The organism is Pseudomonas arvensis, assembly GCF_056688935.1.
In genome coordinates, this window is record NZ_CP162038.1 from 423375 (window position 1) to 449759 (window position 26385).

General features: G+C 60.9%; 22 protein-coding genes. 7 read left to right on the plus strand and 15 right to left on the minus strand.

Annotated elements, in window-relative coordinates:
- Position 1: 1 nt before the first annotated feature.
- From AB3G88_RS01915 to AB3G88_RS01930, 4 genes are all read right to left on the minus strand, one after another.
- Positions 2 to 2536, minus strand: a complete 2535-nt coding sequence (locus AB3G88_RS01915) for a fimbria/pilus outer membrane usher protein (RefSeq protein ID WP_480452986.1) — start codon at positions 2534 to 2536, stop codon at positions 2 to 4.
- A gap of 159 nt (positions 2537 to 2695) precedes the next feature.
- Complete coding sequence (locus AB3G88_RS01920) at positions 2696 to 3463, minus strand: fimbrial biogenesis chaperone (protein WP_480452988.1); 768 nt, start codon at positions 3461 to 3463, stop codon at positions 2696 to 2698.
- 8 nt (positions 3464 to 3471) lie between these two features.
- On the minus strand, positions 3472 to 4242 hold the full coding sequence (locus tag AB3G88_RS01925; protein ID WP_400528608.1) for a fimbrial biogenesis chaperone: 771 nt from the start codon (positions 4240 to 4242) through the stop codon (positions 3472 to 3474).
- A gap of 52 nt (positions 4243 to 4294) precedes the next feature.
- Positions 4295 to 4873 carry a fimbrial protein gene (locus AB3G88_RS01930; RefSeq protein ID WP_158879053.1) on the minus strand — a complete coding sequence of 193 codons (579 nt, stop codon included), beginning with the start codon at positions 4871 to 4873 and terminating at the stop codon, positions 4295 to 4297.
- A 370-nt stretch (positions 4874 to 5243) separates the two neighbouring features.
- Between AB3G88_RS01930 and AB3G88_RS01935 the strand changes: the two genes are divergently transcribed.
- Positions 5244 to 5906, plus strand: coding sequence for a response regulator transcription factor (locus AB3G88_RS01935; protein ID WP_112193048.1), 663 nt, complete (start codon positions 5244 to 5246; stop codon positions 5904 to 5906).
- A 7-nt stretch (positions 5907 to 5913) separates the two neighbouring features.
- On the opposite strand, the gene AB3G88_RS01940 is transcribed toward AB3G88_RS01935, so the two are convergent.
- The 10 genes from AB3G88_RS01940 to AB3G88_RS01985 form a co-directional block, all read right to left on the minus strand.
- The gene (locus AB3G88_RS01940; RefSeq protein WP_099583808.1) at positions 5914 to 6534 is read right to left on the minus strand and encodes a TetR/AcrR family transcriptional regulator; all 621 of its coding nucleotides are present in this window, start codon (positions 6532 to 6534) and stop codon (positions 5914 to 5916) included.
- 27 nt (positions 6535 to 6561) lie between these two features.
- Positions 6562 to 8244, minus strand: a complete 1683-nt coding sequence (phaC, locus tag AB3G88_RS01945; RefSeq protein ID WP_099583806.1) for a class II poly(R)-hydroxyalkanoic acid synthase — start codon at positions 8242 to 8244, stop codon at positions 6562 to 6564.
- 88 nt (positions 8245 to 8332) lie between these two features.
- Positions 8333 to 9178, minus strand: a complete 846-nt coding sequence (phaZ, locus tag AB3G88_RS01950; RefSeq protein ID WP_017526534.1) for a poly(3-hydroxyalkanoate) depolymerase — start codon at positions 9176 to 9178, stop codon at positions 8333 to 8335.
- Between the two features lie 87 nt (positions 9179 to 9265).
- A complete protein-coding gene (phaC, locus tag AB3G88_RS01955; protein WP_112193051.1) occupies positions 9266 to 10945 on the minus strand; it encodes a class II poly(R)-hydroxyalkanoic acid synthase in 1680 nt (559 codons plus the stop codon).
- A gap of 248 nt (positions 10946 to 11193) precedes the next feature.
- Complete coding sequence (locus AB3G88_RS01960; protein ID WP_099583804.1) at positions 11194 to 11571, minus strand: gamma-butyrobetaine hydroxylase family protein; 378 nt, start codon at positions 11569 to 11571, stop codon at positions 11194 to 11196.
- Between the two features lie 148 nt (positions 11572 to 11719).
- Positions 11720 to 13057 (minus strand): ATP-dependent protease ATPase subunit HslU, encoded by a 1338-nt coding sequence (hslU, locus tag AB3G88_RS01965; protein ID WP_480452992.1) that lies wholly within the window; start codon positions 13055 to 13057, stop codon positions 11720 to 11722.
- 37 nt (positions 13058 to 13094) lie between these two features.
- Positions 13095 to 13625, minus strand: coding sequence for an ATP-dependent protease subunit HslV (hslV, locus tag AB3G88_RS01970; protein ID WP_010563201.1), 531 nt, complete (start codon positions 13623 to 13625; stop codon positions 13095 to 13097).
- Between the two features lie 189 nt (positions 13626 to 13814).
- Entirely contained in the window at positions 13815 to 14516 is a 702-nt protein-coding gene (locus AB3G88_RS01975; protein WP_099583801.1) for an SPOR domain-containing protein, read from the minus strand.
- A gap of 1 nt (position 14517) precedes the next feature.
- Complete coding sequence (argS, locus tag AB3G88_RS01980) at positions 14518 to 16254, minus strand: arginine--tRNA ligase (RefSeq protein ID WP_400528600.1); 1737 nt, start codon at positions 16252 to 16254, stop codon at positions 14518 to 14520.
- A 110-nt stretch (positions 16255 to 16364) separates the two neighbouring features.
- Positions 16365 to 18584 (minus strand): primosomal protein N', encoded by a 2220-nt coding sequence (locus AB3G88_RS01985; RefSeq protein WP_480452995.1) that lies wholly within the window; start codon positions 18582 to 18584, stop codon positions 16365 to 16367.
- Positions 18585 to 18807: 223 nt separating this feature from the next.
- Here AB3G88_RS01985 and rpmE point away from each other — a divergent pair, with 223 nt between their 5' ends.
- The 3 genes from rpmE (at position 18808) to AB3G88_RS02000 (ending at position 21309) form a co-directional block, all read left to right on the plus strand.
- Entirely contained in the window at positions 18808 to 19038 is a 231-nt protein-coding gene (rpmE, locus tag AB3G88_RS01990) for a 50S ribosomal protein L31 (protein WP_049710411.1), read from the plus strand.
- A 14-nt stretch (positions 19039 to 19052) separates the two neighbouring features.
- Positions 19053 to 19862, plus strand: coding sequence for a thermonuclease family protein (locus AB3G88_RS01995; protein ID WP_480452997.1), 810 nt, complete (start codon positions 19053 to 19055; stop codon positions 19860 to 19862).
- Positions 19863 to 20040: 178 nt separating this feature from the next.
- Positions 20041 to 21309, plus strand: coding sequence for a malic enzyme-like NAD(P)-binding protein (locus AB3G88_RS02000; RefSeq protein WP_099583795.1), 1269 nt, complete (start codon positions 20041 to 20043; stop codon positions 21307 to 21309).
- 117 nt (positions 21310 to 21426) lie between these two features.
- On the opposite strand, the gene AB3G88_RS02005 is transcribed toward AB3G88_RS02000, so the two are convergent.
- Positions 21427 to 23886: a penicillin-binding protein 1A gene (locus AB3G88_RS02005; protein WP_371929515.1), complete on the minus strand. Its 2460-nt coding sequence runs from the start codon at positions 23884 to 23886 to the stop codon at positions 21427 to 21429.
- A gap of 220 nt (positions 23887 to 24106) precedes the next feature.
- Between AB3G88_RS02005 and pilM the strand changes: the two genes are divergently transcribed.
- The 3 genes from pilM to AB3G88_RS02020 are packed head-to-tail and all read left to right on the plus strand — an operon-like array spanning position 24107 to position 26279.
- Positions 24107 to 24763 (plus strand): type IV pilus biogenesis protein PilM, encoded by a 657-nt coding sequence (gene pilM / locus AB3G88_RS02010; protein WP_480454403.1) that lies wholly within the window; start codon positions 24107 to 24109, stop codon positions 24761 to 24763.
- Entirely contained in the window at positions 24760 to 25311 is a 552-nt protein-coding gene (locus tag AB3G88_RS02015) for a PilN domain-containing protein (protein WP_191946966.1), read from the plus strand. Before pilM ends, AB3G88_RS02015 begins: the two co-directional genes overlap by 4 nt.
- A complete protein-coding gene (locus AB3G88_RS02020; RefSeq protein ID WP_480453000.1) occupies positions 25308 to 26279 on the plus strand; it encodes a pilus assembly protein PilP in 972 nt (323 codons plus the stop codon). The genes AB3G88_RS02015 and AB3G88_RS02020 overlap by 4 nt, the downstream gene beginning before the upstream one ends.
- Positions 26280 to 26385: the final 106 nt, after the last annotated feature.

A 26385-nucleotide genomic window follows, 5' to 3' on the forward strand; every position in this document is an offset into this window, starting at 1 on the left:
GTCAGTCTCGCAGTGAGGAATAGGCCTTGTCGGCCCGGCAAGTGCCAGAGTCCAATTGCCGCAATCGGCTGGCGCCCTCGGTGCTTGGTTGAACGTCGAGGTGGTAGCGCAGCCTGCAGGTGGCGCGGGCGCTGGATCCCCACCTGACCGTCAACTGCCCCTGCGTGCGAGGCACGCGGACAAAGGCCTTGCCGCCCTGGCCGACCACGCCGACGCTGGCGTCGTCTTCATCGAATACATCCGCGCCGAACGGTAACGGGCTGCCATCCTCGCGCCGCGCCGTAATCAAGAGGGCCTGGCCGCTGACGGTTTCAAACTGCACCTTCACCACCGACCCGGCGCGAGGCGCGACGTTTTGCGCGGCGGTCTTGAGTTCGACGTCGACGGACAGATCCCTGGGGTCCAGTTCAACGACGTTCTGGCGATAAGGCGTGAGGTGAGGTACCACGGCGAAGCCGCTTTTGCCGACCTGTGCACTGTGGTTGCCGTTGATCCGCGCGCCCAGGGCGTCGGGTGCCTCGACGATGCCGATGGTGTCACCCAGTTCTGGGGCAAAGGTCACGCCGTCCGGGTGGGCGACAAGACCGCCGGTCATGCCAAACGAGGTTGTGCGATACGTGTTGCTCTGGCCGTAGCTGGCGGACAGCACCCCTGGGTTCGCCTGGTATTTCACGTCTGCGCTTGTGGCGTTACCACTGCCGAGCGTTCGGCTGGCCCCCAGGCCGTAACTGAGTTCACTGCGCTCGCCGAGACTACCGCCCAGGCTGAGGCGTTCGCCGCTGCTTTGATCGCCGCGGTAGGCCGTGGTGGTCAAGGTTGGCGCGTGCGCGTCGCTGCCCAGCGGCAGGCTCAGGGTGAAGTCTACTTGCTGGTCGACCCGCTCACTCAGCAGGTCCCGGTTGCGCTGCGCACTCACGGTGTAGTGCAGTCGCCTCCAGGTGCCGCTGTACCCGGCGGTGAACGTCAGGTTGCCGCTTTTACGGTTCCAGTAGTTCTGTGATGAGCCCGTCAGGTAAACCGCGCCTTGCTTCAGGCTCTGGTTGAGGCTGATGTCCATTCGGTCGCGCAGTCGCGATACGTTGTCCAGGCGCACCCCGTCGAGGGCGAAGTCGCGGATGCGTGCCGCATCGCCCACGTTCAGGAAGCCCTCGGTGGAATAACGGTACGCGCCGAGGGCAAAGTGGGTGCCGGTATCGGCGAAATTCTTGCTGTAGCGCAGTTGCAGGCTTTGCCCCTTACGTGATCCATGCCCCGGCAAGTGGGCGTCGGAATAGGTCAGGTCAAGCGAGAGTGCGCCCAGCGGCGTATTGAAGGCGGTGCCCAGCAATTGTGAGCGGTAGTCATCGCCCATCACCCCGCCGGTGTACCCGGTCAGCAGGTTGCTCAGACCCTGCTGATAAGTGGCCTGCGCCAGCATTGGCGGGTGGCGCAGGCCGATCTCATCCAGCCGCCCGAGACTCAACGAGTAGCGGCTGAAACCTGGGCGCAGCAGGTGGGCATTGGCGGCGAACGGCACGATGAATTCACGCTGGTGCCCATCGGCCTCGGTGATCGTGACGTTCAGGTCGCCACCGTACCCGGTGGGGAACAAGTCGTTGAGCACGAAGGGGCCAGGCGCTACCGACACTTCGTCCAATAGCACGCCGCGCTGGCGCACCGTGACGCGCGCATTTGTCTCGGCAACGCCGCGTACCACGGGCGCAAATCCGGTCTGGGAGTCGGGCAGCATGCGGTCATCGCTGAACAGGCTGGCGCCGCGCAGGCGCACGCTGTCGAACAATTCGCCGGGGGTGTAGATCTCGCCCGCGATCAACTGTGAGCGCAACGTGCTCCATTCGCGCTGCACGTAAGTGGCGTTGCTTTGATAACCGGAACTGAGCGTGGAGCGGCTGTAGCTGCCGTTGTGGCGCCAGTGCCAGTCGCCCAGGTTGAGCCCGGTGTTGAGGCCCAGATACTGGGAGCTGATGGAGCGGCCATTCGTCTGGGTGGCGAAGGTGTTGGCGTTGTAGCGTACAAAGGCGGCATTGATCCCGTGGTCCCATTGCTGCGGGTCGACATAGCCCCGTGCCTTGCGCGCCAGGTAAACCTGCGGAACCTGCAGGTCCAGGCGGTTTTCGCCGGAGTCGAACTCGCTGCTGGCGCCGGGCAGGTAAGTCGCAATATCCGCGCAGCGGGCAAACGGGGCGGCCGGTGTCTGACCGGCTTCGATAGGCTGCTGTGCGGCCGTGTCCAGGTTGATGCCAAACCTGAGCAGTGCATCGCGCTCCAGGCACAGTTGTGCGGCTTTCTGACCGTTCACGGCGACGAAGTGCAGGGTTTCACGGCCTGTCCACTGGCCGTTGAGGTGCACGTCGGTGCGATAGTTGCCGGGCAGGGTGACATTGCCTTGGTTGAACTTTGATACGTCAACCCGCACCCCGGTCGCATCCGTTGCAAAGAAGGCGGGGTTGAATTCCACAGGCTCAGCCCCGTGGGCACCCATGGCGTGCGCGCCACTCACCAGCAGCAGGCAGTGCGCTGTAAGTCTAAAACTCATGTTTACGTTCTCAAAAACAGCCGCTGTCCAACCGGCGGCATGGGGCGTCCCTGCCCCATCAAATGGGCATCAGCAGAAGGTGTGTGATGAAGCGCGTGGCCTGGCCAGCCGGATGGCTGAACATCGGGAAGCTACGGTGAAGGCCGCCTGTCTACATCGTCATGGCAAGACCTTGGCGTTGTGCTGGACCTTGACCCCAAAATCGTCGAGCGTTTCGAACGCTACGGTCGCAGCGCTGCTCGGCGCAGTCTTGAGGCTGGGTAGCTCAAAGCGATTGCGCCCGCCCGGAATCACCATGTTTGCGGCACTTGAAGCCGATGTTTCGCGGGGATGACGCTGCCCGGCTACCTGCACTTCAATCTGCTCGAAGGTCACGTGGTAGGGGCTTGGGTTATAGACTTCCAATGCCTGGTGCTGCCCCGTCGATACGACGCGCCACTGCAGTTTTCCAGGCGCGGCGTTGACGTCGTAAGGCAGGGTCGATGGACGATAAAGCAGCTTGATCCGGGAGCGAAAAGCCAACTGCAACTGATTGCCTTGTTGGGCGTCTGGCGACTGCGAGGGCACTTCCAGCAGGTTGAACCAGAACAGGCTTTCCTGCGCCGCCGCAAGCGTTGCTCCGGTGTAGGCCAGGCGCACAACCTGTTGTTTTCCGGGCTCCATCCGAAAGATCGGCGGCGTGACCACAAAGGGGATGCCGGCCAGGTCCGGGGTCGAGTATTCGTCTCCATCGTCCAGCCAGGTCTGCACCAGTACCGGTGTCTGGTTCTTGCTGTCGAGCCTGACGGTGACCTCCCTAGCGGCCTGCGGGTAGACAATTCGGGTGCTGTTGATCACAACGCTCGCATACGGGGCGTGGCTGGCGGACAGCACAACCACCGCTGTCAGCAGCTTGGCCAGCCGGTGTGAAAGGGAAGCGGTCTTCATGCGAAAGGTCATCCTGCGCAAGAGGTGCACAGATTCGCCGAGTGGCGTACCCGGGCACCAAAGTCACTGACGGTGGTGAATTCGATGTTGCTTGCGCCACGGGGGCGATTGCGCAGCAGCGGCAGCACAAACAGTTTCACGTCACCGGCCGGGAGCAACAGGCCGTCGTTGGCGTCCTTGCTGGGCGCCTTGCTGAACCGTTTGCCGTCGCTCAGCAAGTCGAGTGAGGCCAGTGAAATATGGTAGGGCGTGGGGTTGGTAGCCTGCAGGGCAAAGCCTTGTTCGTGGGCCACCAGTGCCCACTGCAATTTTTCCGGTGCGTTGCCAACGGTATAGGGCAGTGCCTGTGGCCTGAGGAACACGCGCAAACGGGTGCGAAATGACAGTTCGATCTGGTTTTTTTGCGCCGCATCCAGCGCGCGCGGTGGTACTTCCAGAATGTTCAGCCAGAACAGGCTTTCGCGGTCGTTGGGCAGTGGTTCGCCGGTGTAGCGCAGGCGCAGCGCCTGTTGCTGGTAGGGCTCGATCCGGAAGATCGATGGCGACAGCGTGAACGGCACCTGTGTTGTCGCCGGTGTGGAGTGCCGGTCGCCCCTGTCCAGCCAGGGTTGTACCAGTGCGGGGCGGCTTCCCTTGTTTTCCAGGCGCACCACGACCTCCGGTTGTCCGACAGGGTAGATCACTCGCGTGCCGTGAATAATTACGCTGGCATGGGAGGGCAGCGCCAGTGGCAACAACACGCCAAACGCAAAGGCAGCAAGCCAGGCTGTTTTTTTCATCGTCTGAAGTCTCATGGCATAAGGCGGCCTGCATGCACAGGCTTGCCCGGCCTTACTCGGCGTATTCGATCGTAAAGCCAACGCGGGTGCTGACCTTGCCTTCGCTAGCGGGCCCGCTTGCGTATATTTGCGCGGCCAGCGGGATAACGGCCTGGTTGTCGGCGATCACTACGCCTGCCGATTTCTCGGTGTAGACGTTAATGGGCGAGCCATCACGGTTAGTCACTTCGACCTGCACATTCTTGGCGTGGGTGGTGTCGGACGGGTCGTCGTAACCGTCGATGTTCAAGCGCCCGGTGGCCACGTCGATGGCCGGGCTGGTCGGGTCAAAGGCAACCATGGCGGTGCGGCCGTTGGTGCAGCTGCCCTCGCCGGGCGCGCCAATACGAAGGGTGAAGCCCGTCAGGTTGGCGCGATTCCCCGCTGTCGCCAGGCGTGCGGCAGACACGCCGCCCAGGTTGACGTCCTTGACCACCTTGCCCGCGCCCGGTTCAGCCCCTTCGACCGTGCAGGTCACATCAGTCACCAGGCCGCTGAAGTTGATAACGCCATCGGCGGCATGCGCAGAGTGTGAGACAGCGCCAGCCAAGGTCAGAGCTGCGGCAACGTGGGATAAAGCGATGAGTTTCATGGAGTGTCCAGTTGTGAATGACTTGGGTAATTGCCACCGGTAAAGCGCGGTGTTCTGAATGCTTGGCATGTGGTGGGTGACATAATTTGTATCGAAAAGTGAATTTCATCTATAGAGATGTATCGAGTTTTGGTTCGAGATAGTTCGAAAGTGTATTGTTTTATTTAAAAATTTTACGAGGGCGTGGCGTGGCATAAAAGTTGTTATAGGAAAGTTCTGTAAGGGAACTCTGTAAGATGCAGCGCTATATATTGCTGTGCAGTATTGAAGCCTGTGTTTGGCTCAGGTAATAAACAGGCTGTGTGCGGCGCTGTATTTGCTTATGCGGGAGTCTGGAATGCCAACTTCAAAAGGCAATACGTGTACCGTGATGTTGTTGGATGACCATGAAATGGTTCGCCAGGGCATCGAGTTGAGCCTGAATATGGAGCCCGATCTTGAGGTGATCGGTTCCTTCGGGACCGGCAGGGATCTGCTGGACGCCTTGGGCCGGCGGCCGGCGGATGTCGTGGTAATGGACTTTATCCTGGCACCGTCGCAAAGCGATGGCCTCAGCCTGATTCAGGCGTTGAATAGACGCTTCCGCCAATGCAGGCCTTTGATTGTCTGTTCCCATTACACGCCTGCAACGGTATCGCTGTCTTTGAAGGCAGGCTGCTGGGGCGTTCTGGGTAAAACCCAGAATCTGACTGAGCTGATTACCGCTATCCGAACGGTCGCCCAAGGGCGCATTTACTTGCAGCCTTGTATGGTGCCGGCGTTGCAAGGCATGCAGTCCTTTGCCCATGTTGCGAATATGAAGTCGAAGCAGGATGTATCAACGCCGATGCAGTTGAATGTGTGTCTCACGCCCAAAGAACAGGAAGTACTGCGGTGTTTTCTGGATGGGATGTCGGTGAATTCCATTGCAGCAAAGTTTTCGCGCAGCGCAAGTACCATCAGTACGCAAAAACAATCGGCCTATCGAAAGTTGGGCATCAAGAACGACAGTGAACTATTCAAGTTTACCCAGCAGTTCGGCGAACCTGGCTGACGGGTTTTCAAACCGTGTCTTCCAGATAACGCAATGCCAGCCGCTCTGTCGCCAGCCGGGCCGGTAACAGCAAATGCGGCGCTACCAGCATCATGATTTGATACACCACCACCCGTACCTCACCTTCGCGATCAAGTATCCGCTGGTAATCCAGCGAGAACAGCAACGTCATGGTGATCTGCTCCACCAACTGGCCCAGCGCCTGGGTGTCACTGACCACCTGCCCCGCGGCCTTCAATCGAGCCAGCAATGAGGCCAGTGTGCGTTTGAGTGCCGTGAGCAGGCTGCGAATGCCCTTGGCCAGTTTCGGCAGGCGTCCTGCCAGGTTGGACAAGTCCTGGAACAGAAACCGGTAGTGGGCCATGCGCTCGACGATCAGGTGCAGGAACAGCCAGTAATCCTCCGCCTTCAGTTGTGCGTCTGCGGGCGGGTCCAGCAACGGTGCCAGCTCACATTGAAAGCGTTCGAACAGGCCAATGACCAGCGGCTCCTTGCCATGGAAGTGGTAGTAGAGGTTGCCTGGGCTGATCCCCATTTCATTGGCCACCTCCATGGTCGATACATTCGGCTCGCCCTTGTGGTTGAACAATTGCAGGGCACATTCAAGGATTCGGTCGCGGGTCTTCATCCAGTCTTCTTAATGTGATCGTTGAGCTCAGCGCACCCGCACATAGGTGCCCGGTGCCGCTTCCATCGGTGGGTAATTCTGGTTGCCCAGGGCGGTGAGGGTTTCGCGCTGCACGCCCGAGCGCTGTTGGATCCACTCCAGCCACTGGGGCCACCAACTGCCTTCGACATGACTGGCGTCGTAGTACCAGGCGCGTGGATCGCTGCTCAGCTTGAGGTTTTCGACGTAGTTGGCCTTGGGGTTGCCCGGCGGGTTGAGGATGCTCTGGATATGCCCGCTGTTGGACAGCACGAAACGCCGATCGCCGCCCAGCAATTGCGTGGAACGGTACACCGCGTCCCACGGCGTGATGTGGTCGTTGATCCCGGCCACGCTGAAGCTGTCCACTGTCACCTTCTGCAAGTCGATGGGCGTGCCGCACACCTCCAGGCCGCCGGGATGGCTCAGGGGGTTGTGTTTGAAGAAGTCCAGCAAGTCGCCGTGCAGCGCGGCGGGCAGGCGCGTGTTGTCGTTGTTCCAGTACAGGATGTCGAAGGCAGGTGGTTCCTTGCCCAGCAGGTAATTGTTGATCCAGTAATTCCAGATCAGGTCGTTGGGGCGCATCCAGGCAAAGACCCTGGCCATGTCGCGGCCGTCCAGCACACCTTGCTGGTAGGAACGACGCTTGGCGGCTTCAAGGGTTTGCTCGTCGGCGAACAGCATGGCGGGGCTGTCGATCTGGCTGTCCAGCAGGCTCACCAGGTAGCTGGCGCTGGAGATGCGGCGCAGTTGGCGCTTGGCCTGCAAGTGGCCTTGCAGGGCGGCGATGGTCAGGCCACCGGCGCAGGCGCCCATCAGGTTGACCTCGCGGGCGCCGGTGATCGCGCGGCAGACGTTGAGCGCTTCTTCCAGCGCCGCCACATAGGTGGACAGGCCCCATTCGCGGTGGCGCACATCCGGGTTGCGCCAGCTGACCATAAAGGTCTGCAGGCCATTTTTGAGGGCGTACTGCACAAAGCTGTTGGCCGGGCTCAGGTCGAAGATGTAGTACTTGTTGATCTGCGGCGGCACGATCAGCAGCGGCTTGGCGTACTGTTTTTCGCTCATGGGCTTGTACTGGATCAGCTCCAGCAGCTCATTGCGAAACACCACTGAGCCTGGGGTAGTGGCGACGGTCTTGCCCACTTCAAAGGCGTGTTTGCTGACCTGGCGCGGCAGGCCGTTGTTGTGCAGCAAATCTTCAAACAGGTTGCTCACGCCGCGCACCACGCTGTTGCCGCCGGAGTTGAGCAACTCCTTGATCGCCAGCGGGTTGAGCAGGGTGTTGGAGGGTGATACCGCATCGTTGAGCAAAGCGAAGGCGAAGTGCGCACGGGCGCGGTCATCGGCGTTCAGGGAGCTGTCGTCGATCCAGTGGCGGGTCTGTTTCTGCCAGCTCAGGTAGGCTTGCAGGCTGCGCCGATAGAACGGGTTGAGCGTCCAGGTCGGATCGACGAAGCGGCTGTCCCTTGGGTTGGGCTCGTGCACCGTCTCGCCCATCAGCACCCGCCCGAGTTGACCGCCCAGTGCCAGGGCATGCCGGGCGGTATGCACCGGGTTGCGCAGGCCATGGGCAGCGACGCTGCGCAGTGTGGAGAGCAAGTCCCGACCGCGCAGGCCGGTGATCGCACTTTGGGCGTTGATGAACGCGGCGGGTGTGGGCGCCGGGTTCGTCACGGGTCTTTCTCGCATGAGCCAACACTCCTTCGTCAAGCCATCAACAGGCACGCCAATTCAGAACCATAGTCGGTTCCTGGCAAGTTGCGCGGCGGTGCGGTCCTTACACTGCCGGTCGCGGATGAATCACAGCGCGCAGGCGCTCCTCCTCCAGAAACTTCATGATGATCGGCGCCACGGCTTCGGCCCGGGTGATCAGGAACAGGTGGCCGTCATCGATGATGTGCAACTGCGCGTTGGGAATGCGCCAGGCGAGCATGCGCATGTTGACCAGCGGGATCAGCGGGTCGTCGTCCCCGGCCAGCACCAGCGTGGGCTGGCGGATCTTGTGCAGCCAGTGAATGCTGGTCCATCCCAGCCCCGCAAACAGCTGCCAGTAGTAACCCAGCTTGCCGGCCGAGCGCACTTTGCTGGCGTGTTCGGCGGCCAGCTTGGAATCGCGGCGGAACGAGCCGCCGTAGATCATTGGCGCAATTCGCACCACGTGGGAGGGTTGAATGTATCGTCTCGGGCTCGCCATCAGCCACAACACCTTCGGCTTGCCGGGCACCATAAAGGCCCCGGCGGCGGTGGCGGCCAGGATCAGCTTCTTGCAGCGTTCCGGGTAGTCGTAGGCGAACTGCTGCGCCAACGCACCGCCCCAGGACACCCCCACGGCATTCACCTGGCCGTAGTCCAGGTAATCGAGCATGCGTGCGGTGAGCTTGGCCAGGCCGGGAAAGCGATAGGGCCGCTTGGGCGTCGACGAACCGCCCACGCCCGGTACATCGAAGGCGATCACTTCCAGGTCCGGGTCCAATGCCTGGACGAACGGAAACACCAACTCAAGGTTGGCGCCGATGCCGTTGAAAATCAGCAATGGCGTCAAATGAGGCTTGCCTGGGCGTACCGCCGTACGGATGGTCTGGCCATCCAGGTCGATGGTACGAAAGATGAACGGTTGCGGCATGCTCAAGCCCTGTGAGATGTGACGGTTGGAATGCAGGCCAAATGTGGGAGGGGGCTTGCCCCCTCTCACACTTGACCGCATTTCAATTTAGCGTTCGTGTACATAGGTGCCCGGTGCCGCTTCGGCTGCGGCGTAGGTTTTGTTGCCTAATGTCGTCGGTGCCTTCTTCAGCTTGCCCGCCCGTTCCGCCTGCCACGCCTGCCAATGCAACCACCACGAATCAGTGTGCTTGGTCGCGTTCTCCTGCCATTCCAGTGGCTTGCCCGCGAGACTGTCGCTGGTCTGGTAGCGCGCCTTGGGGTTGCCCGGTGGGTTGAGAATGCTCTGGATATGCCCGCTGCTGGACAACACAAACTCCACCTTGCCGCCAAACAACTGCGCCGATTTGTAGCAGGACTGCCACGGTGTGATGTGGTCATTGGTGCCGGCCAGGGAGTAGATGTCGGCGGTAACCTGCTTGAGATCGATCGGCGTGCCGCACACTTCCAGTGCATTGGCCCGCACGAGTGGGTTGTTCTTGAACAACTCGATCAGGTCGCCGTGGAAGGCGGCCGGCAAGCGCGTGGTGTCGTTGTTCCAGAACAGAATGTCGAACACCGGCGGTTCGTTGCCCAGCAGGTAGTTATTGACCCAGTAGTTCCAGATCAGGTCGTTGGGCCGCATCCAGGCAAATACCTTGGCCATGTCGCGGCCTTCGAGCACGCCGGCCTGGTAGGAATGGCGCTTGGCCGCTTCCAGCGTCTGCTCGTCGACGAACAGCGCCACCTGGGTATCCAGCGTGGTGTCCAGCACACTGACCAGCAGGGTCAGGGCGTTGACCTTTTTCTCCCCCAGCGCGGCGTAGTGGCCGAGCAGGGCGGTGCAGGTAATGCCGCCGGAGCAGGCGCCGAGCATGTTGATGTCTTTGCTGCCGGTAATCGCCGTGACCACATCGACCGCTTCCTTGAGCGCCTCGATATAGGTCGACAGGCCCCATTCGCGCTGGGCCTTGGTCGGGTTGCGCCAACTGACGATAAACGTCTGCTGGCCGTTGCGCAGGCAGAAACGCGCCAGGCTCTTATCCGGGCTCAGGTCGAATACGTAGAATTTGTTGATCTGCGGCGGCACCACCAGCAGCGGGCGTTCATGCACCTGTTCGGTAATCGGCTTGTACTGGATCAGCTCCAGCACATCGTTGCGAAACACCACCGCGCCTTCAGTGGTGCCCAGGGACTTGCCCACTTCAAAGGCGCCCATGTTGACCTGGCTCGGCATGCCGCCGTTGTGCACCATGTCCTTGGCCAGGTGCGACAAGCCATCGAGCAGGCTCTTGCCGCCGGTTTCAAAAAAGCGTTTGACCGCCGCCGGGTTGGCCGCGCTGTTGGTGGGGGCCATGGCTTCGGTCATCAGGTTGATCACGAAGTGGCCACGGCTGATGTCCTGGTCCGACAAGTTGCTGTCGCCGATCCAGTCGTGCAGTTCCTTGCGCCACGCCAGGTAGGTTTGCAGGTAGCGCTTGTAGAGCGGGTTCTGGCTCCAGGCCGGGTCGTGGAAGCGACGGTCATCGCTCTCAGGTACCAGCTCGGATTTGCCGAACATCACATTTTTTAACTCAATGCCAAAATGCGCGACGTGCTTGACGCTGTGCAACGGTTGCTTGATGGCTTGGGTCAGCACCATCTTCGCTGAGGCCAATAAATCCTTTTTGCGTAACGCGATGATCGGGTTCAGCCCCAAGGTGTTTTCCGAGGCCTGGCGTTTCAAGTCATCGTTGTTCTTGTTACTCATCTACGACGCTCCATTGTCCGAAAGACGAGTACCGGGTACCGCTGTGCACCACCTTCGATACACAACACAAGCCTGGTACTGCGACTCGGGTGACCGTTGATACCGCATCGTCAAATGCAGGGAACTTGCCAGTTCCATTGGTTACCCGAGTTTAATTTTTTTCGCAAGCGGGCCAATCATTGACCACGCGACAGGGCATTCAAACAGATGAAATTAGAAAATGCCCTCTAAAGAGCGAGAGGCCTGGACTAGAGCATCAGCCGCACGACCGACTCACTCGGGTCGCGGGTTTTGCCGGCGGCTTTGAGCTCGGCGAGATAATCAGCCCACAGCGCGTCCTGACGCACGGCCAACTGATAGAGGTAGTCCCAGGTGAATAGTCCGCTGTCATGGCCGTCGTCGAAGGTCAATTTCAGTGCGTACTGACCGGCCGGTTCTACCTTGATCAACTTAACGTTGAGCTTGCCGAATTGCAGGATGGGTTTGCCGTGGCCCTGGACTTCAGCGGAAGGCGAGTGGGTGCGCAGCAACTCGGCGGGAAGTTGGTACACCTCATCGGGCCCATAGGTGAGGCCGAGAGTGTTGGAGGTTTTGTGCAGGTTTACAGCAGTAGGAAACTTAGCCATATGAGGTGATCCTGAATAAACCGGCTTAAAAATGTGGGAGGGGGCTTGCCCCCGATAGCCATGTGTCAGTCAGCATACATCTATCTGACAGACCGCCATCGGGGGCAAGACCCCTCCCACATTGAAGCAAAGCAGTTGTGTGTGAGGCTTACAGAATATAGCGCGACAAGTCTTCGTTCTGCGCCAATTCACCCAGGTGGCTGTTGACGTATTCGGCGTCGATCTTGATCACCTCGCCGTTCTGCGCACCGGCCAGGTCACCGGCGCTGAAGGACACTTCTTCCAGCAGGCGCTCCAGCAGCGTGTGCAGGCGGCGAGCACCGATGTTCTCGGTCTTCTCGTTGACCTGCCAGGCGATCTCCGCCAGGCGCTTGATGCCGTCCGCCTGGAACTCGATGCCCAGCCCTTCGGTTTTCAACAGCTCACGGTACTGCTCGGTGAGTGAGGCGTGCGGTTCGCTGAGGATGCGTTCGAAGTCGCCAGGGGTCAGTGCCTTGAGTTCCACGCGAATCGGCAGTCGGCCTTGCAGCTCCGGCACCAGGTCGCTTGGCTTGCTCAGGTGGAACGCACCGGAGGCGATAAACAGGATGTGGTCGGTCTTGACCATGCCCAGCTTGGTGTTCACGGTGCAGCCTTCGATCAACGGCAGCAGGTCGCGCTGTACGCCTTCGCGGGACACATCGACGCCGCCGGAGTTGCCGCGCTTGGCCACCTTGTCGATTTCGTCGATAAACACGATGCCGTGCTGCTCGACCGCTTCCAGGGCCTTGGCCTTGAGTTCTTCCTCATTCACCAGGCGCCCGGCTTCTTCGTCGCGCACCAGTTTCAAGGCTTCCTTCACCTTGAGCTTGCGGCTTTTCTTCTTGCCCTTGCCCATGTTGGCAAACAGGTTCTGCAACTGGCTGGTCATTTCTTCCATGCCAGGCGGTGCCGAGATGTCGACGCCGGAGACTTCGGCGACTTCAATCTCGATTTCCTTGTCATCCAACTGACCTTCGCGCAGGCGCTTGCGGAACAGCTGACGGGTGTTGGAATCGGACGACGGCGCCGCGTCTTCATTGAAACCCATGCGCGCAGGAGGCAGCAGGGCATCGAGGATGCGTTCTTCGGCAGCGTCTTCGGCGCGGTGGCTGACCTTGGTCACTTCCTGCTCGCGCAGCATCTTCAGGGCAGCGTCGGCCAGATCACGGATGATCGATTCGACGTCACGGCCCACATAACCGACTTCGGTGAACTTGGTCGCTTCGACCTTGATGAACGGGGCATTGGCCAGCTTGGCCAGGCGCCGGGCGATTTCGGTTTTACCGACACCGGTCGGGCCGATCATCAGGATGTTCTTGGGCGTCACTTCAACGCGCAGTTCTTCGGGCAGTTGCATCCGGCGCCAGCGGTTACGCAGCGCGATGGCAACGGCGCGCTTGGCATCGTCCTGGCCGATGATATGGCGGTTGAGTTCGTGGACGATTTCGCGGGGAGTCATGGACATAGTGTTTGGCGGCCTCAAGCGGGAATAAGCCTACGGCTTACTCGGCGAGGTCCTGCTCCTCAATGGTGAAGTTGTGGTTGGTGAACACGCAGATGTCGCCGGCGATACCCAAGGCAGTCTCGACGATTTCGCGGGCCGACAAATCGGTTTTCTTCAACAGTGCGCTGGCCGCGGCTTGAGCGTAGCCACCACCGGAACCCATGGCGATCAGGCCGTGCTCGGGTTCAACCACATCGCCGTTACCGGTGATGATCAGGGATGCGTCTTTGTTGGCTACAGCCAGCATGGCTTCCAGGCGGCTGAGGGAGCGGTCGGTGCGCCATTCTTTGGCGAGTTCGACGGCGGCGCGTACGAGGTGGCCCTGGTGTTTTTCCAACTGGCCTTCGAAGCGTTCGAAGAGGGTGAAGGCGTCGGCGGTAGCGCCAGCAAAACCGGCAAGCACCTGGCCGTGGTACAGGCGACGGACTTTCTTCGCGTTGCCTTTCATCACGGTATTACCCAGGGAAACCTGGCCGTCGCCGCCCATGACGACTTTGCCGTGGCGACGTACTGAAACGATGGTGGTCAAGGGGAGAGTCTCCACGCAGCGGGGCGAAAATGCCCTGATGGAAACTGATATGGGGGTGGTGGGGGTGATTTCAACCTTGGGTGGTTAGGGCGGACGAATGGTGTCTATTGGTCTGACACACTTTCGCGAACACCGAGAAACCAATGTGGGAGGGGGGCCCTCCCACATTTGACCCCTGTTGAGCCTGAATCAGCGGCTCTGGCGTTGTTGTAACAACAGGTTGCTAAAGCCGGCGCCAGCCAATTGCTTCTGCGCTACGGTCAATTGTTCGCGGTTGCTGAACGGCCCTACCAACACGCGATACCAGGTCGCGTCCTTCACCGTGCCGGATTCCACCGTCACCGTTTGCCCCAGCAGAATGATCTGCGCACGTACACGATCCGCATCCGCCTGTTTCGGGAACGAGCCCGCTTGCAGGAAGAATTTGGTCACCGGCGCCGCTTTGGTCTCGGCAACTGGCGGCGCTGGCGGCGGGGTGATGCCGGCCAGTGCCGCTTGAGCGCGGGCGGTGTCGATCTTCGCGGCTTCAGCCGGCGTAACCGGAGTGGTCGGCACTTGTGGCGTCGGCAGGGTTTTCTCCGGCACGGCGTCGGGCGGTACGATCACTTCCGATTCGGGCAGCAGCGTGTAGAAGTCGTACTTCGGCTTCACGGGTGCAGTCGGGCTCGGCGCGGTCTTGTTGGCTTCAGCGATTTTCGTGGCTTTCTGCTGCTCCTGTTTGACCCGTTTGACGTCATCGCCCTGGCCAGGATCCAGCTTCATCAGGAACACGATAAACGCACCGACCGAAAGGCCGATGGCCATCCACAACCAGCCCGGAATCGGCTTCTTTGCCGGGGCCTGGTAGCGGCTGGCGCCGCGCTTGGGTGCAGGTTTTTTCTTGGCGGCCAACTTACATACGCTCCAGAGTTTCCAGGCCCAACAGCTCCAGGCCTTGCTTGAGGGTCCGTCCGGCCAATGCGGCAAGGCGCAGGCGGCTTTGCTTCTGGGCTTCGTCGTCGGCGCTGAGGATCGGGCAGTTCTCATAGAAGCTGGAGAACAGGCCGGCGACTTCATACAGGTAGGTGCACAGGATATGCGGTGTGCCTTTTTCGCCGACGCTGTTCAGCACTTCGCCCAATTGCGCCAGTTTGGCGGCCAGTTCCTGTTCGTGGGGTGCGTCCAGCACGATCCGGCCTTCGACTTCGCTGAAGTCCTTGCCCAGCTTGCGGAATACGCCGGCCACGCGGGTGTAGGCGTACAGCAGGTACGGCGCGGTGTTGCCTTCGAAGTTGAGCATCAGCTCGAAGTTGAAGCTGTAGTCGCTGGTGCGGTGTTTGGACAGGTCGGCGTATTTCACTGCGCCAATGCCCACCACGCGGGCGATGTTGCGCAGGTCAGCTTCGGCCAGTTCCGGGTTCTTTTCCTTCACCAGGTTGTAGGCGCGGTCCTGGGCTTCGTTGAGCAGGTCGATCAGCTTTACGGTGCCGCCGTCGCGGGTCTTGAACGGACGGCCATCGGCGCCGTTCATGGTACCGAAGCCCATGTGTTCCATGAGCATCGGGTGAGTGACGAAGCCCGCACGGCGCGCCACTTCGAACACCTGCTGGAAGTGCAGCGCCTGGCGCTGGTCGACGAAATACAGCGCTCGATCGGCCTTGAGCACGCCACTGCGGTAGCGCACGGCCGCCAGGTCGGTGGTGGCATAGAGATAGCCGCCATCGGCCTTGACGATGATCACCGGCAGCGGATCGCCGTCGGCGGTCTTGAATTCTTCGAGGAATACGCACTGCGCGCCGTTGCTCTCGACCAGCAGGCCCTTGGCCTTGAGGTCGTTGACCACATTGATCAGGTCGTCGTTGTAGGCGCTTTCGCCCATCACGTCCGCCATGGTCAGCTTGACGTTGAGCAGTTCGTAGATTTCCTGGCAGTGGGACAGCGAGATGTCCCGGAAGCGACCCCACAGCGCCAGGCATTCCTGGTCTCCGGCCTGCAGTTTCACCACTAGGCCACGGGCGCGGTCGGCGAATTCTTCGGACTCGTCGAAGCGCTTTTTGGCGGCGCGGTAGAAGTTTTCCAGGTCCGACAGCTCGTTGCTGGTGATCGGGTTTTCCTGCAGGTAGGCCATCAGCATGCCGAACTGGGTGCCCCAGTCGCCCACGTGGTTCTGACGGATCACGGTGTCGCCAAGGAATTCCAGGACCCGTGCCACGCCATCGCCAATGATGGTCGAACGCAAGTGGCCGACGTGCATCTCTTTGGCAAGGTTGGGTGCCGACAGGTCGATGGCCACGCGCTGAACGGGACCTGCCTTGCGCACGCCGATCTTGGCGTCGGCCAGGGCGGCATCGAGGCGCGAAGCCAATGCCTGGGTGTTCTGGAAGAAGTTGATGAACCCAGGGCCGGCGATTTCGGCCTTGGTCACACTCTCGTCGACCGGCAGTGCGGCGATGATTTTCTCCGCCAGGTCGCGTGGCTTCATGCCGGCCGGCTTGGACAGCATCATCGCGATGTTGCTGGCGAAGTCGCCGTGGGTCTTGTCGCGGGTGTTTTCCACCTGGATCGCCGGCGTCAGGCCTTCAGGCAACACACCTTCGTTGACGAGTTGGGTGAGGGCTTGTTGGATCAGCTGGCGAATGGTGTCTTTCATGGTGTTCTCTTTCGACCGCAAGCGGCGGCGCGCGATGCGCAGGTGGAAAAACTGGGCATTATCCGTGGCGAGGGCGGGCTTGCCAACCTTCGCGGGACCTGTGGCGTGGGTTAATACAAATCTACCGGGTCTACATCCAACGACCATCGCACCTGTCGGCCGCTGGGCATTTGCTCCAGGGCAAGCAACCAGCTACTTAATAGTCGATGCAGCGGTGCGCGAGACGTTGCCTGCAAGAGTAGTTGAGCGCGATACCGTCCGGCACGGCGCTCCATGGGCGCGGGCACCGGGCCGAGCAGTTCGATGCCGGTGAGGCCCAGTTCGCCGAGCAAACCCTCGGCGATGCTGCAGGCTTCATCCAGAAAACCTTCGGCCTGGCCCGGTTTGTGGGCTTCGGCACGCAGCAGCGCCAAGTGTGCAAACGGCGGCAGGCCGGCGGAACGGCGTTCGCTCAGTGCCTGCTCGGCGAAGGCGAAATAGCCCTGCTCGGTCAGTTGGATCAGCAAAGGGTGGTCAGCCAGGTGCGTCTGGATAATCACCTTGCCCGGCTCCTCTGCGCGCCCGGCGCGACCCGCGACCTGCACGATCAACTGCGCGATGCGCTCGCTGGCGCGGAAGTCGCCGGAGAACAAACCGCCGTCGGCGTCGAGGATCGACACCAGGGTCACCCGTGGAAAGTGGTGGCCTTTGGCGAGCATCTGCGTACCCACCAGGATGCACGGCTGGCCTTTCTGAATGGTGGCGAACAGCTGATTCATCGCGTCCTTGCGCGACGTGCTGTCGCGGTCGACCCGCAGTACCGGGTAATCCGGGAACAGAATGCCCAGGCGTTCTTCGGCACGTTCGGTGCCTGCGCCCACTGGTCGCAGGTCGACTTTGCCGCACTGCGGACAGTGGCGGGGCACCCGTTCTACATGGCCGCAGTGGTGGCAGCGCAGTTCGCCGTGGCGTTGGTGCACGGTCATGCGTGCGTCGCAGCGCTCGCATTCAGACATCCAGCCGCAGTCATGGCACAGCAGCGTCGGTGCAAAGCCCCGGCGGTTGAGAAATACCAAAACCTGCTGGCCGGCGGCGAGGGTCTGGCCGATGGCTTGCTGCATCGGCCCGGAAATACCGCTGTCCAGCGGACGGCTTTTGACGTCCAGGCGCAGGAATCGTGGTTGCTTGGCGCCGCCGGCACGCTCATTCAGGCGTAGGAGGCCATACCGACCGGTGTAGGCGTTGTGCAGGCTTTCCAGGGACGGGGTGGCAGAACCGAGCACAATCGGAATGCCTTCCTGGCGTGCGCGCACCAGCGCCAGGTCGCGGGCGTGGTAGCGCAGGCCTTCCTGCTGTTTATAGGAGCCGTCGTGCTCTTCGTCGATGATGATCAGGCCCGGGTTCTTCATCGGCGTGAACAGCGCCGAGCGGGTGCCGATAATAATGTCGGCCTCGCCATCCCGCGCCGCCAGCCAGGACTCCAGGCGTTCACGGTCGTTGACCGCCGAGTGCACCAGGGCGATGCGCGCATTGAAGCGCTGCTCGAAACGCGCCAGGGTTTGCGGGCCGAGGTTGATCTCCGGGATCAATACCAGCGCTTGCTTGCCGGCTTGCAGGGTTTCGCGGATCAACTGCAAATAGACTTCGGTCTTGCCGCTGCCGGTGACGCCGGCCAGCAGGAACGCATGGAAACTGTCGAAACCTGCGCGAATCGCTTCATACGCTGCGCGTTGCTCGGGGTTGAGCGGCAATTCCGGCTGGGCCAGCCAGTGTTCGTGGCGCGGATCGGGGGCGTGCTTGCGGATTTCCACCTGCACCAGGCCTTTGGCGAGCAGCAGGTCGAGGCTGTCCTTGCTCAGCATCAGCTTGCTCAAGAGCTGATGCGCCACGCCGTGGGGATGCTGCGCCAGCGTGGCCAGGGCTTCACGTTGGCGCGGGGCGCGGGCGATGCGCGGGTCGTCGAGGCGTGCACCGGGCACTGTCGACCAGAAGCGTTCCTGGCGTGCTTCGGCCAACTCGCCCTGGCGCAACAGCACCGGCAGCGCCCAGCTCAGGGTGTCGCCCAGGCTGTGCTGGTAATACTGGGCGGTCCACAGGCACAGCTTGAACAGCGCGGGTGGCAATGGCGCGGTGGCGTCCAGGATCGCCAGGGCCGGTTTGAGCTTCTCGGCGGGGACTTCGCTGTGATCGGCGACTTCTATCAGGACGCCGATCATTTCCCGTCGGCCAAAGGGTACACGCACGCGCATGCCTGGCTGCAATTGCGCTCGCAGCACGCCGGCCGGGGCCCGGTAGTCGAACAGGCGGCGCAGGGGCGAGGGCAGGGCTAGGCGCAAAATGGCGTCGGGCACGCGGGGTTCCATAGTAAGGAGGGTGATGAGCAAGGGCGGGAGCCTAGCAGACGGGGGAAGGCTTGGGTATGCCACGGTTTTCTGATGAAAGGGGCTTTTATGTGGGGAATCGGCCGTAAGGTCCGCTTGCGCGTTTAAAAAGGTCTGGTAGAATCCGCGGCCTAATTACGTGCGGTATTCGACAATAGTGTCGAGTGGCGGCACGCTAGCCCGAGGAAGTGCCATGAAAGCCGATATCCATCCAGCGTACGAAACCATCGAAGTAACCTGCAGCTGCGGCAACAAGTTCGAAACTCGCTCGAACCTGTGCAAGCCACTGGGTACTGACGTATGCAACGAGTGCCACCCGTTCTACACCGGTAAGCAGAAGACTCTGGACACCGGCGGCCGCGTACAGCGCTTCGCAGATCGCTTTGGTGCTTTCGGCAAGAAGCCTGCTACTCCAGCAGAGTAAGGCTCAAGAGCCTTATGGGCTTTTGCCAGCTGTTAAAAAAGGCGTCCCTTGCGGGCGCCTTTTTTATGCCTGGGATTTGGCTGTCGGCCGCCCACGCGCAGGTGTTTTGCCCTGTACCGACGTCTGCGGCCCAGGTCGACGTGCAGCGTGTAGTGGATGGCGATACGGTGCGTCTCAAGGATGGCCGGAGCGTGCGGATGATCGGCCTCAATGCGCCGGAGACGGGTAAAAGGGGCCGCACCGACGAGCCGTATGCTGTGGCCGCACGCCAGCGTTTGCAGGCATTGGTGGCTGCCAGCGGCGGCCGCGTTGGCCTGGTACCGGGGCGTGAGCCCAAAGACCATTACGGTCGTACCCTGGCCCACCTTTATGGTGCCGACGGCGAGAACCTAGAGGCGCAATTGCTGGCTGAGGGCCTGGGATTCCAAGTGGGGGTCGCGCCCAATGTGGATCTCGTCGCCTGCCAGCAGGCTGAGGAAAACAGCGCCCGTCAGGCACGTCTGGGCCTCTGGCGGCAATCGCCGGTGCAGCCCGTGGCACAGCTCAAGCAATCCGGCTTTGCCTTGGTCAGTGGTCGGGTGAACAAGATCGAGCGCAGTCGCGGCGGTGTCTGGATCGAATTGCAGGGTTCACTGGTATTACGCATTGCACCCGATCTGGCCCGACAATTCGACAGCAGCTTGCTCAATGGTCTGCAAGGCAAGACAGTCGAGGCGCGTGGCTGGGTGCAGGATCGCGCCAGGCGCGGCGGCCTGAAACGCGGTCAGGCGCGCTGGCTGTTGCCGCTGACCGATCCCGGCATGATTAAATCGACGTTTGAATAAATAATTGTAGACATTTTTTAGGTCGATTGTGAACAGTCTAGCCCTTGTATCCCGTGGCTTTAGACTAAAGTACGTCGCTGCGGGGCCTTGACACCCGTGACTGCCCAGTCTTGTAGGGGCTTTACGACACGAGTATCCTCGGCGGTCCGTCGACCAACAGTAAAAGCGGAATGCCGATATGTCTGATTTGAAAACTGCCGCTCTCGAATATCATGCCCATCCTCGTCCAGGAAAGCTGAGTGTAGAGCTCACCAAAGCCACTGCCACTGCCCGCGATCTGTCGTTGGCCTACAGCCCTGGCGTGGCTGAGCCCGTACGTGAAATCGCTCGTGACCCTGAGCTGGCTTACAAGTACACCGGCAAGGGCAACCTGGTTGCAGTGATTTCCGATGGCACCGCGATTCTCGGCCTGGGCAACCTCGGCCCATTGGCGTCCAAGCCAGTGATGGAAGGTAAGGGCGTGCTGTTCAAGCGCTTCGCCGGCATTGACGTTTTCGACATCGAAGTCGACTCCGAAAGCCCGCAGGCCTTCATCGACACCGTCAAGCGCATCTCCATCACTTTCGGTGGCATCAACCTGGAAGACATCAAGGCACCTGAGTGCTTCGAGATCGAAAAGGCCCTGATCGAGCAGTGCGACATTCCGGTATTCCACGATGACCAGCACGGCACCGCGATCGTTACCGCGGCCGGCATGATCAACGCCCTGGAAATCGCTGGCAAAACCCTGTCCGACGCCAAGATCGTCTGCCTGGGCGCCGGTGCTGCGGCCATCTCCTGCATGAAGCTGATCGTGAGCATGGGCGCCAAGCTGGAAAACATCTACATGGTCGACAGCAAGGGCGTGATCCAGTCCGAGCGTACCGACCTGAACCAATACAAGGCGATGTTTGCCCACCCGTCCTCCAAGCGCACCCTGGCTGACGCCCTTGACGGCGCAGACGTGTTCGTTGGCCTGTCCGGCCCGAACCTGCTGAGCGCTGAAGGCCTGAAGTCCATGGCGGCCAACCCGATCGTGTTCGCCTGCTCCAACCCTGATCCTGAAATCGCTCCGGAACTGGCTCACGCCACCCGTAGCGACGTGATCATGGCCACCGGCCGTTCGGACTACCCGAACCAGGTCAACAACGTTCTGGGCTTCCCGTTCATCTTCCGTGGTGCCCTGGACGTTCGCGCCAAACGCATCAACGAAGAGATGAAAGTGGCTGCCGCCAACGCCCTGCGTGAACTGGCCAAACTGCCAGTGCCTCAGGACGTGTGCGACGCCTACGGCGGCGCCAAGCTGGAATTCGGCCGTGAGTACATCATTCCCAAACCAATGGACAAGCGCCTGATCACCCTGATCTCCGATGCCGTGGCCAAAGCCGCCATCGAGACCGGTGTGGCCACCCTGCCGTATCCGAAGAACTACCCGCTGCAAAGCGTGGATGATGTGTTCAACGGCTAAGCCGTTGTAGCGCACCAACAAAAAGCCCCGGCTCGTGAGAGTCGGGGCTTTTTGCTGTGTGGTAATTAATTTGAGCCTTGTGAATATCTGAATGTGGGAGGGGGCTTGAGGTCCAGGTTAGAACAGGTCGATCGGCGCCGCCTCGTCCGCCGGCAGCGGGCTGCCCGGTGCAACGCCGTTACCCAGCTCATTGACCGAAGGCGGCGTGTCTTCGCTCTTGAACAGCTCGAAGTACGCGTTCGGCGTGCTTGGCGATGCCGCACGGCCACTCACCGGGTCAATCCGCAGGCTGAGGATGCCTTCCGGCTCCGGCTGGGTATGCAGCGGCTTGTCCTTCAGCGCCGCGCCCATGTAGCTCATCCAGATCGGCAGCGCGACCGTGCCGCCGAACTCGCGGCGGCCGAGGCTTTCCGGCTGGTCGTAACCGGTCCACACGGTGGTCACGTAGTCGGCGTTATAGCCGGAGAACCAGGCATCCTTGGATTCGTTGGTGGTACCGGTCTTGCCCGCAATGTCCGCACGGCCCAGGGCCAGGGCACGGCGGCCGGTGCCTTTTTTGATCACGTCTTCGAGGATGCTGTTAAGGATGTACGTGGTCCGGCCATCCACGATGCGCTCGGCCACGGCGGGTGCCTGCGGCTCCGGTGCAGCAGCATTTGCGGCTGGCGCAGCGCCTGGGGTTGGCTCAATGGTGATACCGCCATTGCTCGGCGCTGCCAGCCCGTCAGTGGCTGCCACACCGTTGACCACATCGCCCGGCACTCGCGGCGGGTTGGCGGTGAACAGGGTATCGCCATTGCGGCTTTCGATCTTGTCGATCAGGTACGGCGTGATCTTGTAGCCGCCGTTGGCAAACGTGCTCCAGCCGGTAGCGATTTCCATCGGTGTGAGCGTCGCGGTGCCGAGGGCCAGGGACAGGTTCGGCGGCAGGTCCGACTTGTTGAAGCCAAAGCGCGTGATGTAGTCGATGGTCTTGCCAACGCCCATCGCCTGCAGCAAGCGGATCGATACCAGGTTGCGCGACTTGTACAGCGCCTCGCGGATACGGATCGGGCCGAGGAAGGTGTTGGTGTCGTTCTTCGGGCGCCAGACCTTGTCCAGGTACTCGTCGACAAATACGATCGGCGCGTCGTTGACCAGGCTGGCAGCGGTGTAGCCGTTATCCAGTGCGGCGCTGTAGATGAACGGCTTGAAACTTGAGCCCGGCTGACGCTTGGCCTGTGTGGCGCGGTTGTAGTTGCTCTGCTCGAAGGCGAAGCCACCCACCAGGGCGCGGATTGCGCCGTTCTGCGGGTCCAGCGAGACCAGCGCGCCTTGGGCCAGCGGTACCTGGCTGAATTTCAGGCTGTCGTCTTTTTGGCGTAACACGCGGATCAGGTCACCCACTTGGGCCACGTCCGACGGCTGCTTGGGCATCGGCCCCATGCTGTTGGTATTCAGGAATGGGCGCGCCCACTTCATGCTGTCCCAGGCGACATGGGCTTCGCCGGCACGGGTCAATACCTGCACGCCGTCTTTCTTCACCTGGGTCACGATGGCCGGCTCCAGGCCACTGATTGCGCGTTGCTTGCCCAGCTCGGTGGTCCAGGCGCTCAGGGTTTTGCCCGGCAGGCGCGATTCAGGGCCACGGTAGCCGTGGCGCTGGTCGTAGGTGATCAGGCCCGAATGCACTGCGTCATTGGCGATGTCCTGCAAGTCGCTCGGAACCGTCGTGGTCACGCGGAAACCTTCGGTGTAGGCCTCGCTGCCATAACGGCCGACCATCTCGGCACGCGCCATTTCAGCAATGTAGGGGGCGTTCACTTCCGGCGTCGGCACGTGATAGCTGGCGTTCAGCGGCTCGGCTATCGCGTTCTCATAAGCGGCTTGGTCGATCTTGCCCAGTTTGTACATGCGCCCCAGGATCCAGTCGCGGCGCTCTTTGCTGCGCGCCGGGTTGGCCAGGGGGTTGAAGCGCGAAGGCGCCTTGGGCAGGCCGGCAATCATCGCCATCTGCGCCAGGCTGGCGTCGCGAATGGACTTGCCGTAGTACACCTGGGACGCAGCTTCGATGCCGTAGGCACGGTTGCCCAGGTAGATCTTGTTGACGTACAGCTCAAGGATCTCGTCCTTGGTCAGCTGACGTTCGATCTGCAATGCCAGCAGGATCTCGGTGGCTTTGCGCGAAAAGCTGCGTTCGCTGGTGAGGAAGAAATTCTTCGCCACCTGCATGGTGATCGTGCTGCCACCCGATTGAATGTGTCCGCTTTTTACCAATTGCGTGGCGGCGCGCACCAGGCTGCTGGGGTCGACGCCATAGTGATTGGCAAAATTATCGTCTTCGGCAGACAGCAGGGCGCTGATGAAATTGGGCGGAATGTCGGCAAAACGGATCGGTGTGCGGCGCATTTCGCCGAACTCCGCGATCAGTTTTTCATCGCTGCTGTAGACCCGCAAAGGAATCTGCAACTGGATACTTCTGAGTGCCTCTACGGAGGGCAAACCCGGACTAAGGTAGAGGTAGGCCCCGCTGAGTACGAGCAGCAGCCCGCAGACGATCGCGACAATGGAGTACCCGAAAAACTTCAGCAGACGAATCAAGGCTTTTGGATTTCCAGAGAAAAGAATGGGTTACGCGTCGGGGCATGCATGGCAAACGATGGATCAACCCGAGCTGCAGATAAAAGCGGGGAAAAACGCTGGGCATTAAAGCATTTTTCGCCTTGGGGCGTCATTCGCGGCGCTTGAACAAGTCGACCGAATGCAGGGTGTACAACAGCAATCAGGCGGTATGACAGGCAAAGTTTTAGGGAGTTTTATGGGAAAGGGATTTTTCAGGCGAAAAGTCGACACCGTCCTGGGTGTCGACATCAATGAAACGGCGATCAAAGTGGTTGAATTGAGCCGTTCAGCCAGCGGTTACACCGTGAAAGGCTACGCCACACAAGGGCTGCCGGCTCATGCGGTGGTCGACGGCACCTTGCTGGACCTGGAAGGCATAGGGCAGGCGCTGAACCTGGCTGTGTCCAGGCTGCATACGTCTGCCAGGCAGGCGGCGGTTGCCGTGGCGGGCCCTTCGGTCATTACGCGGGTAATTGAAGTGCAGGCGGGGCTCGACGACGACGAAATGGCGCGCAGGATTCAAGCGGAGGCGGATCAATACATCCCTTACCCGCTGGAGGAGGTGGCGCTGGACTTTCAGGTGCAGGGGATGTCGGAGCAGGATCCGACTCGGGTCGAAGTATTGCTGGCGGCATGTCTGAAGGAGCATGTCGAGGCCCGTGAAGCAGTTTTGGCCCTGGCGGGGCTGGTTGCCGGTGTGGTCGATGTCGAAGGGTTTGCATTGGCGCGCGCTTGCAGTCAGGATTTCGCCAGCTTCACACCGGGCCATCGAGTCGATGGTAAACAGTGGGTCGTGGATGCCCCAGGGATGGGAGTCGCTTGCGGGTTGGCCCTGAGGAGTTTCGCTGGATGACACGAATCAATCTTTTGCCTTGGCGCCAGGCGCTGGCGGAACGGCGGCGTAAATATTTCCTGATGCTGCTGGCGGCGTTTGCCTGCATGGCGCTCGCAGCGGTGTGGCTGGCGGATCAGGTGATCGACCAGGCCATCGACCGGCAGGTGACACGAAACAATCATGCAGCCAAGGACGTCGCCGTCCTGGACTCGCGCATCAAGACCATTGACGACCTGCAGATGCAAAGCCAGCAACTGGCAGAACGCATGAAGGTTGTGCAGGACCTGCACGATAATCGCTCTGCCGGCGCACAGTTGCTGGATCAACTGGCCCGTGCGGTGCCTGATGGCGTGCACTTGCATGAGGTTGTGGCCAAGGGCGATACCGTGAGTATCAGCGGCAGTGCCGAGTCCAGCCAGGACATTGCCCAGTTGATGCGTCGCCTTGAAGCCTCCGAAGGCGCTCATTCCACACGCCTGCAGCATGTGCGAACCGAGGGCACTCGCGGTAACAATGAATTCCAGTTGATGGTGCGCCAGGGAGAATCCTCCGAGGCCCAGCCATGAGCCTGCCCAGGCTCGAATTTTCCGCGCTGACTCACCACGCTGCAAAATGGCCCTTACCTGGCAGGGTTCTGCTGGGCTGTGCGCTGGCCGCTGTGGTACTGGCGGTGGGCGACCTTGTATACCTGGGCCCGTCGCGGGAGCGGCTGCATCAGGTCGAGGTGCAGGAAGCTGCCTTGCAGCAGCAACACGCGGAAAAAACTGTCTTGGCCAACAGCCTTGAAGAGCAGGCTCGCCAGTTCCAACTGATGCAGGAGCAGGTCAGCGGGCTTTTGCAGCAATTGCCAGGTGAGTCCGAAATGCCCGGTTTGCTGGAGGATATTGCGCGGTTGGCATTGGCCAATGGGTTGGTGATAGAGAGCATTGCGCCGTTGGATGAGCAGCCTCGGCCGGTCTATAACGAGCAGCCCGTTCAACTCGGTGTCATCGGCGCCTATCACGACCTCGCGACGTTTGTGAGTGCCCTGAGTGGCCTGTCACGTTTCGCTACGGTGCATGATGTTGCGCTGCGACGAGATGGCAAGCTGCTGAGCCTTGATCTGGTGGTTAAGAGCTATTGGCACAGGCAGCAAGGCGTTAAACGACGTGCGCCTGCCATGCAAGGGCAATCCTTTGTCTATAACGCCTCCGGTCTTCGTGATCCGTTCCAGCCCCTTGCCTTGCATGTCGATCATGCACCTGGCCGGGCAGCTGTCGCCCCAGACCCCGCTCGCCCGCGTGGTGTTCTGGAAAGCCTCGCAGTGGATCAGTTCAGCATGGTCGGCACATTGTCTCGTGGGCCGCAGCTCTTCGTCCTGCTGCGCCAGGCGTCGACGGTGCATCGCCTGTCGGTCGGGGATTTCCTGGGGCCGGATCACGGTCGGATCACGGCGATTCATGACGGCCACATAGAATTGGTGGAGTTGTTCCCCGATGAACAGGGTGCATGGCTGGAGCGCACGCGAACCCTCGAACTAAACCTCAACACATAACGGAATCAAACAATGAAAAGGACTTTCTCGTCCTTCGGTGTGGCGCTATGGATAGCGTTCACGGCACCGATGGCTGCTGCTGTGCCCATTCGTGTGGATCTCATCC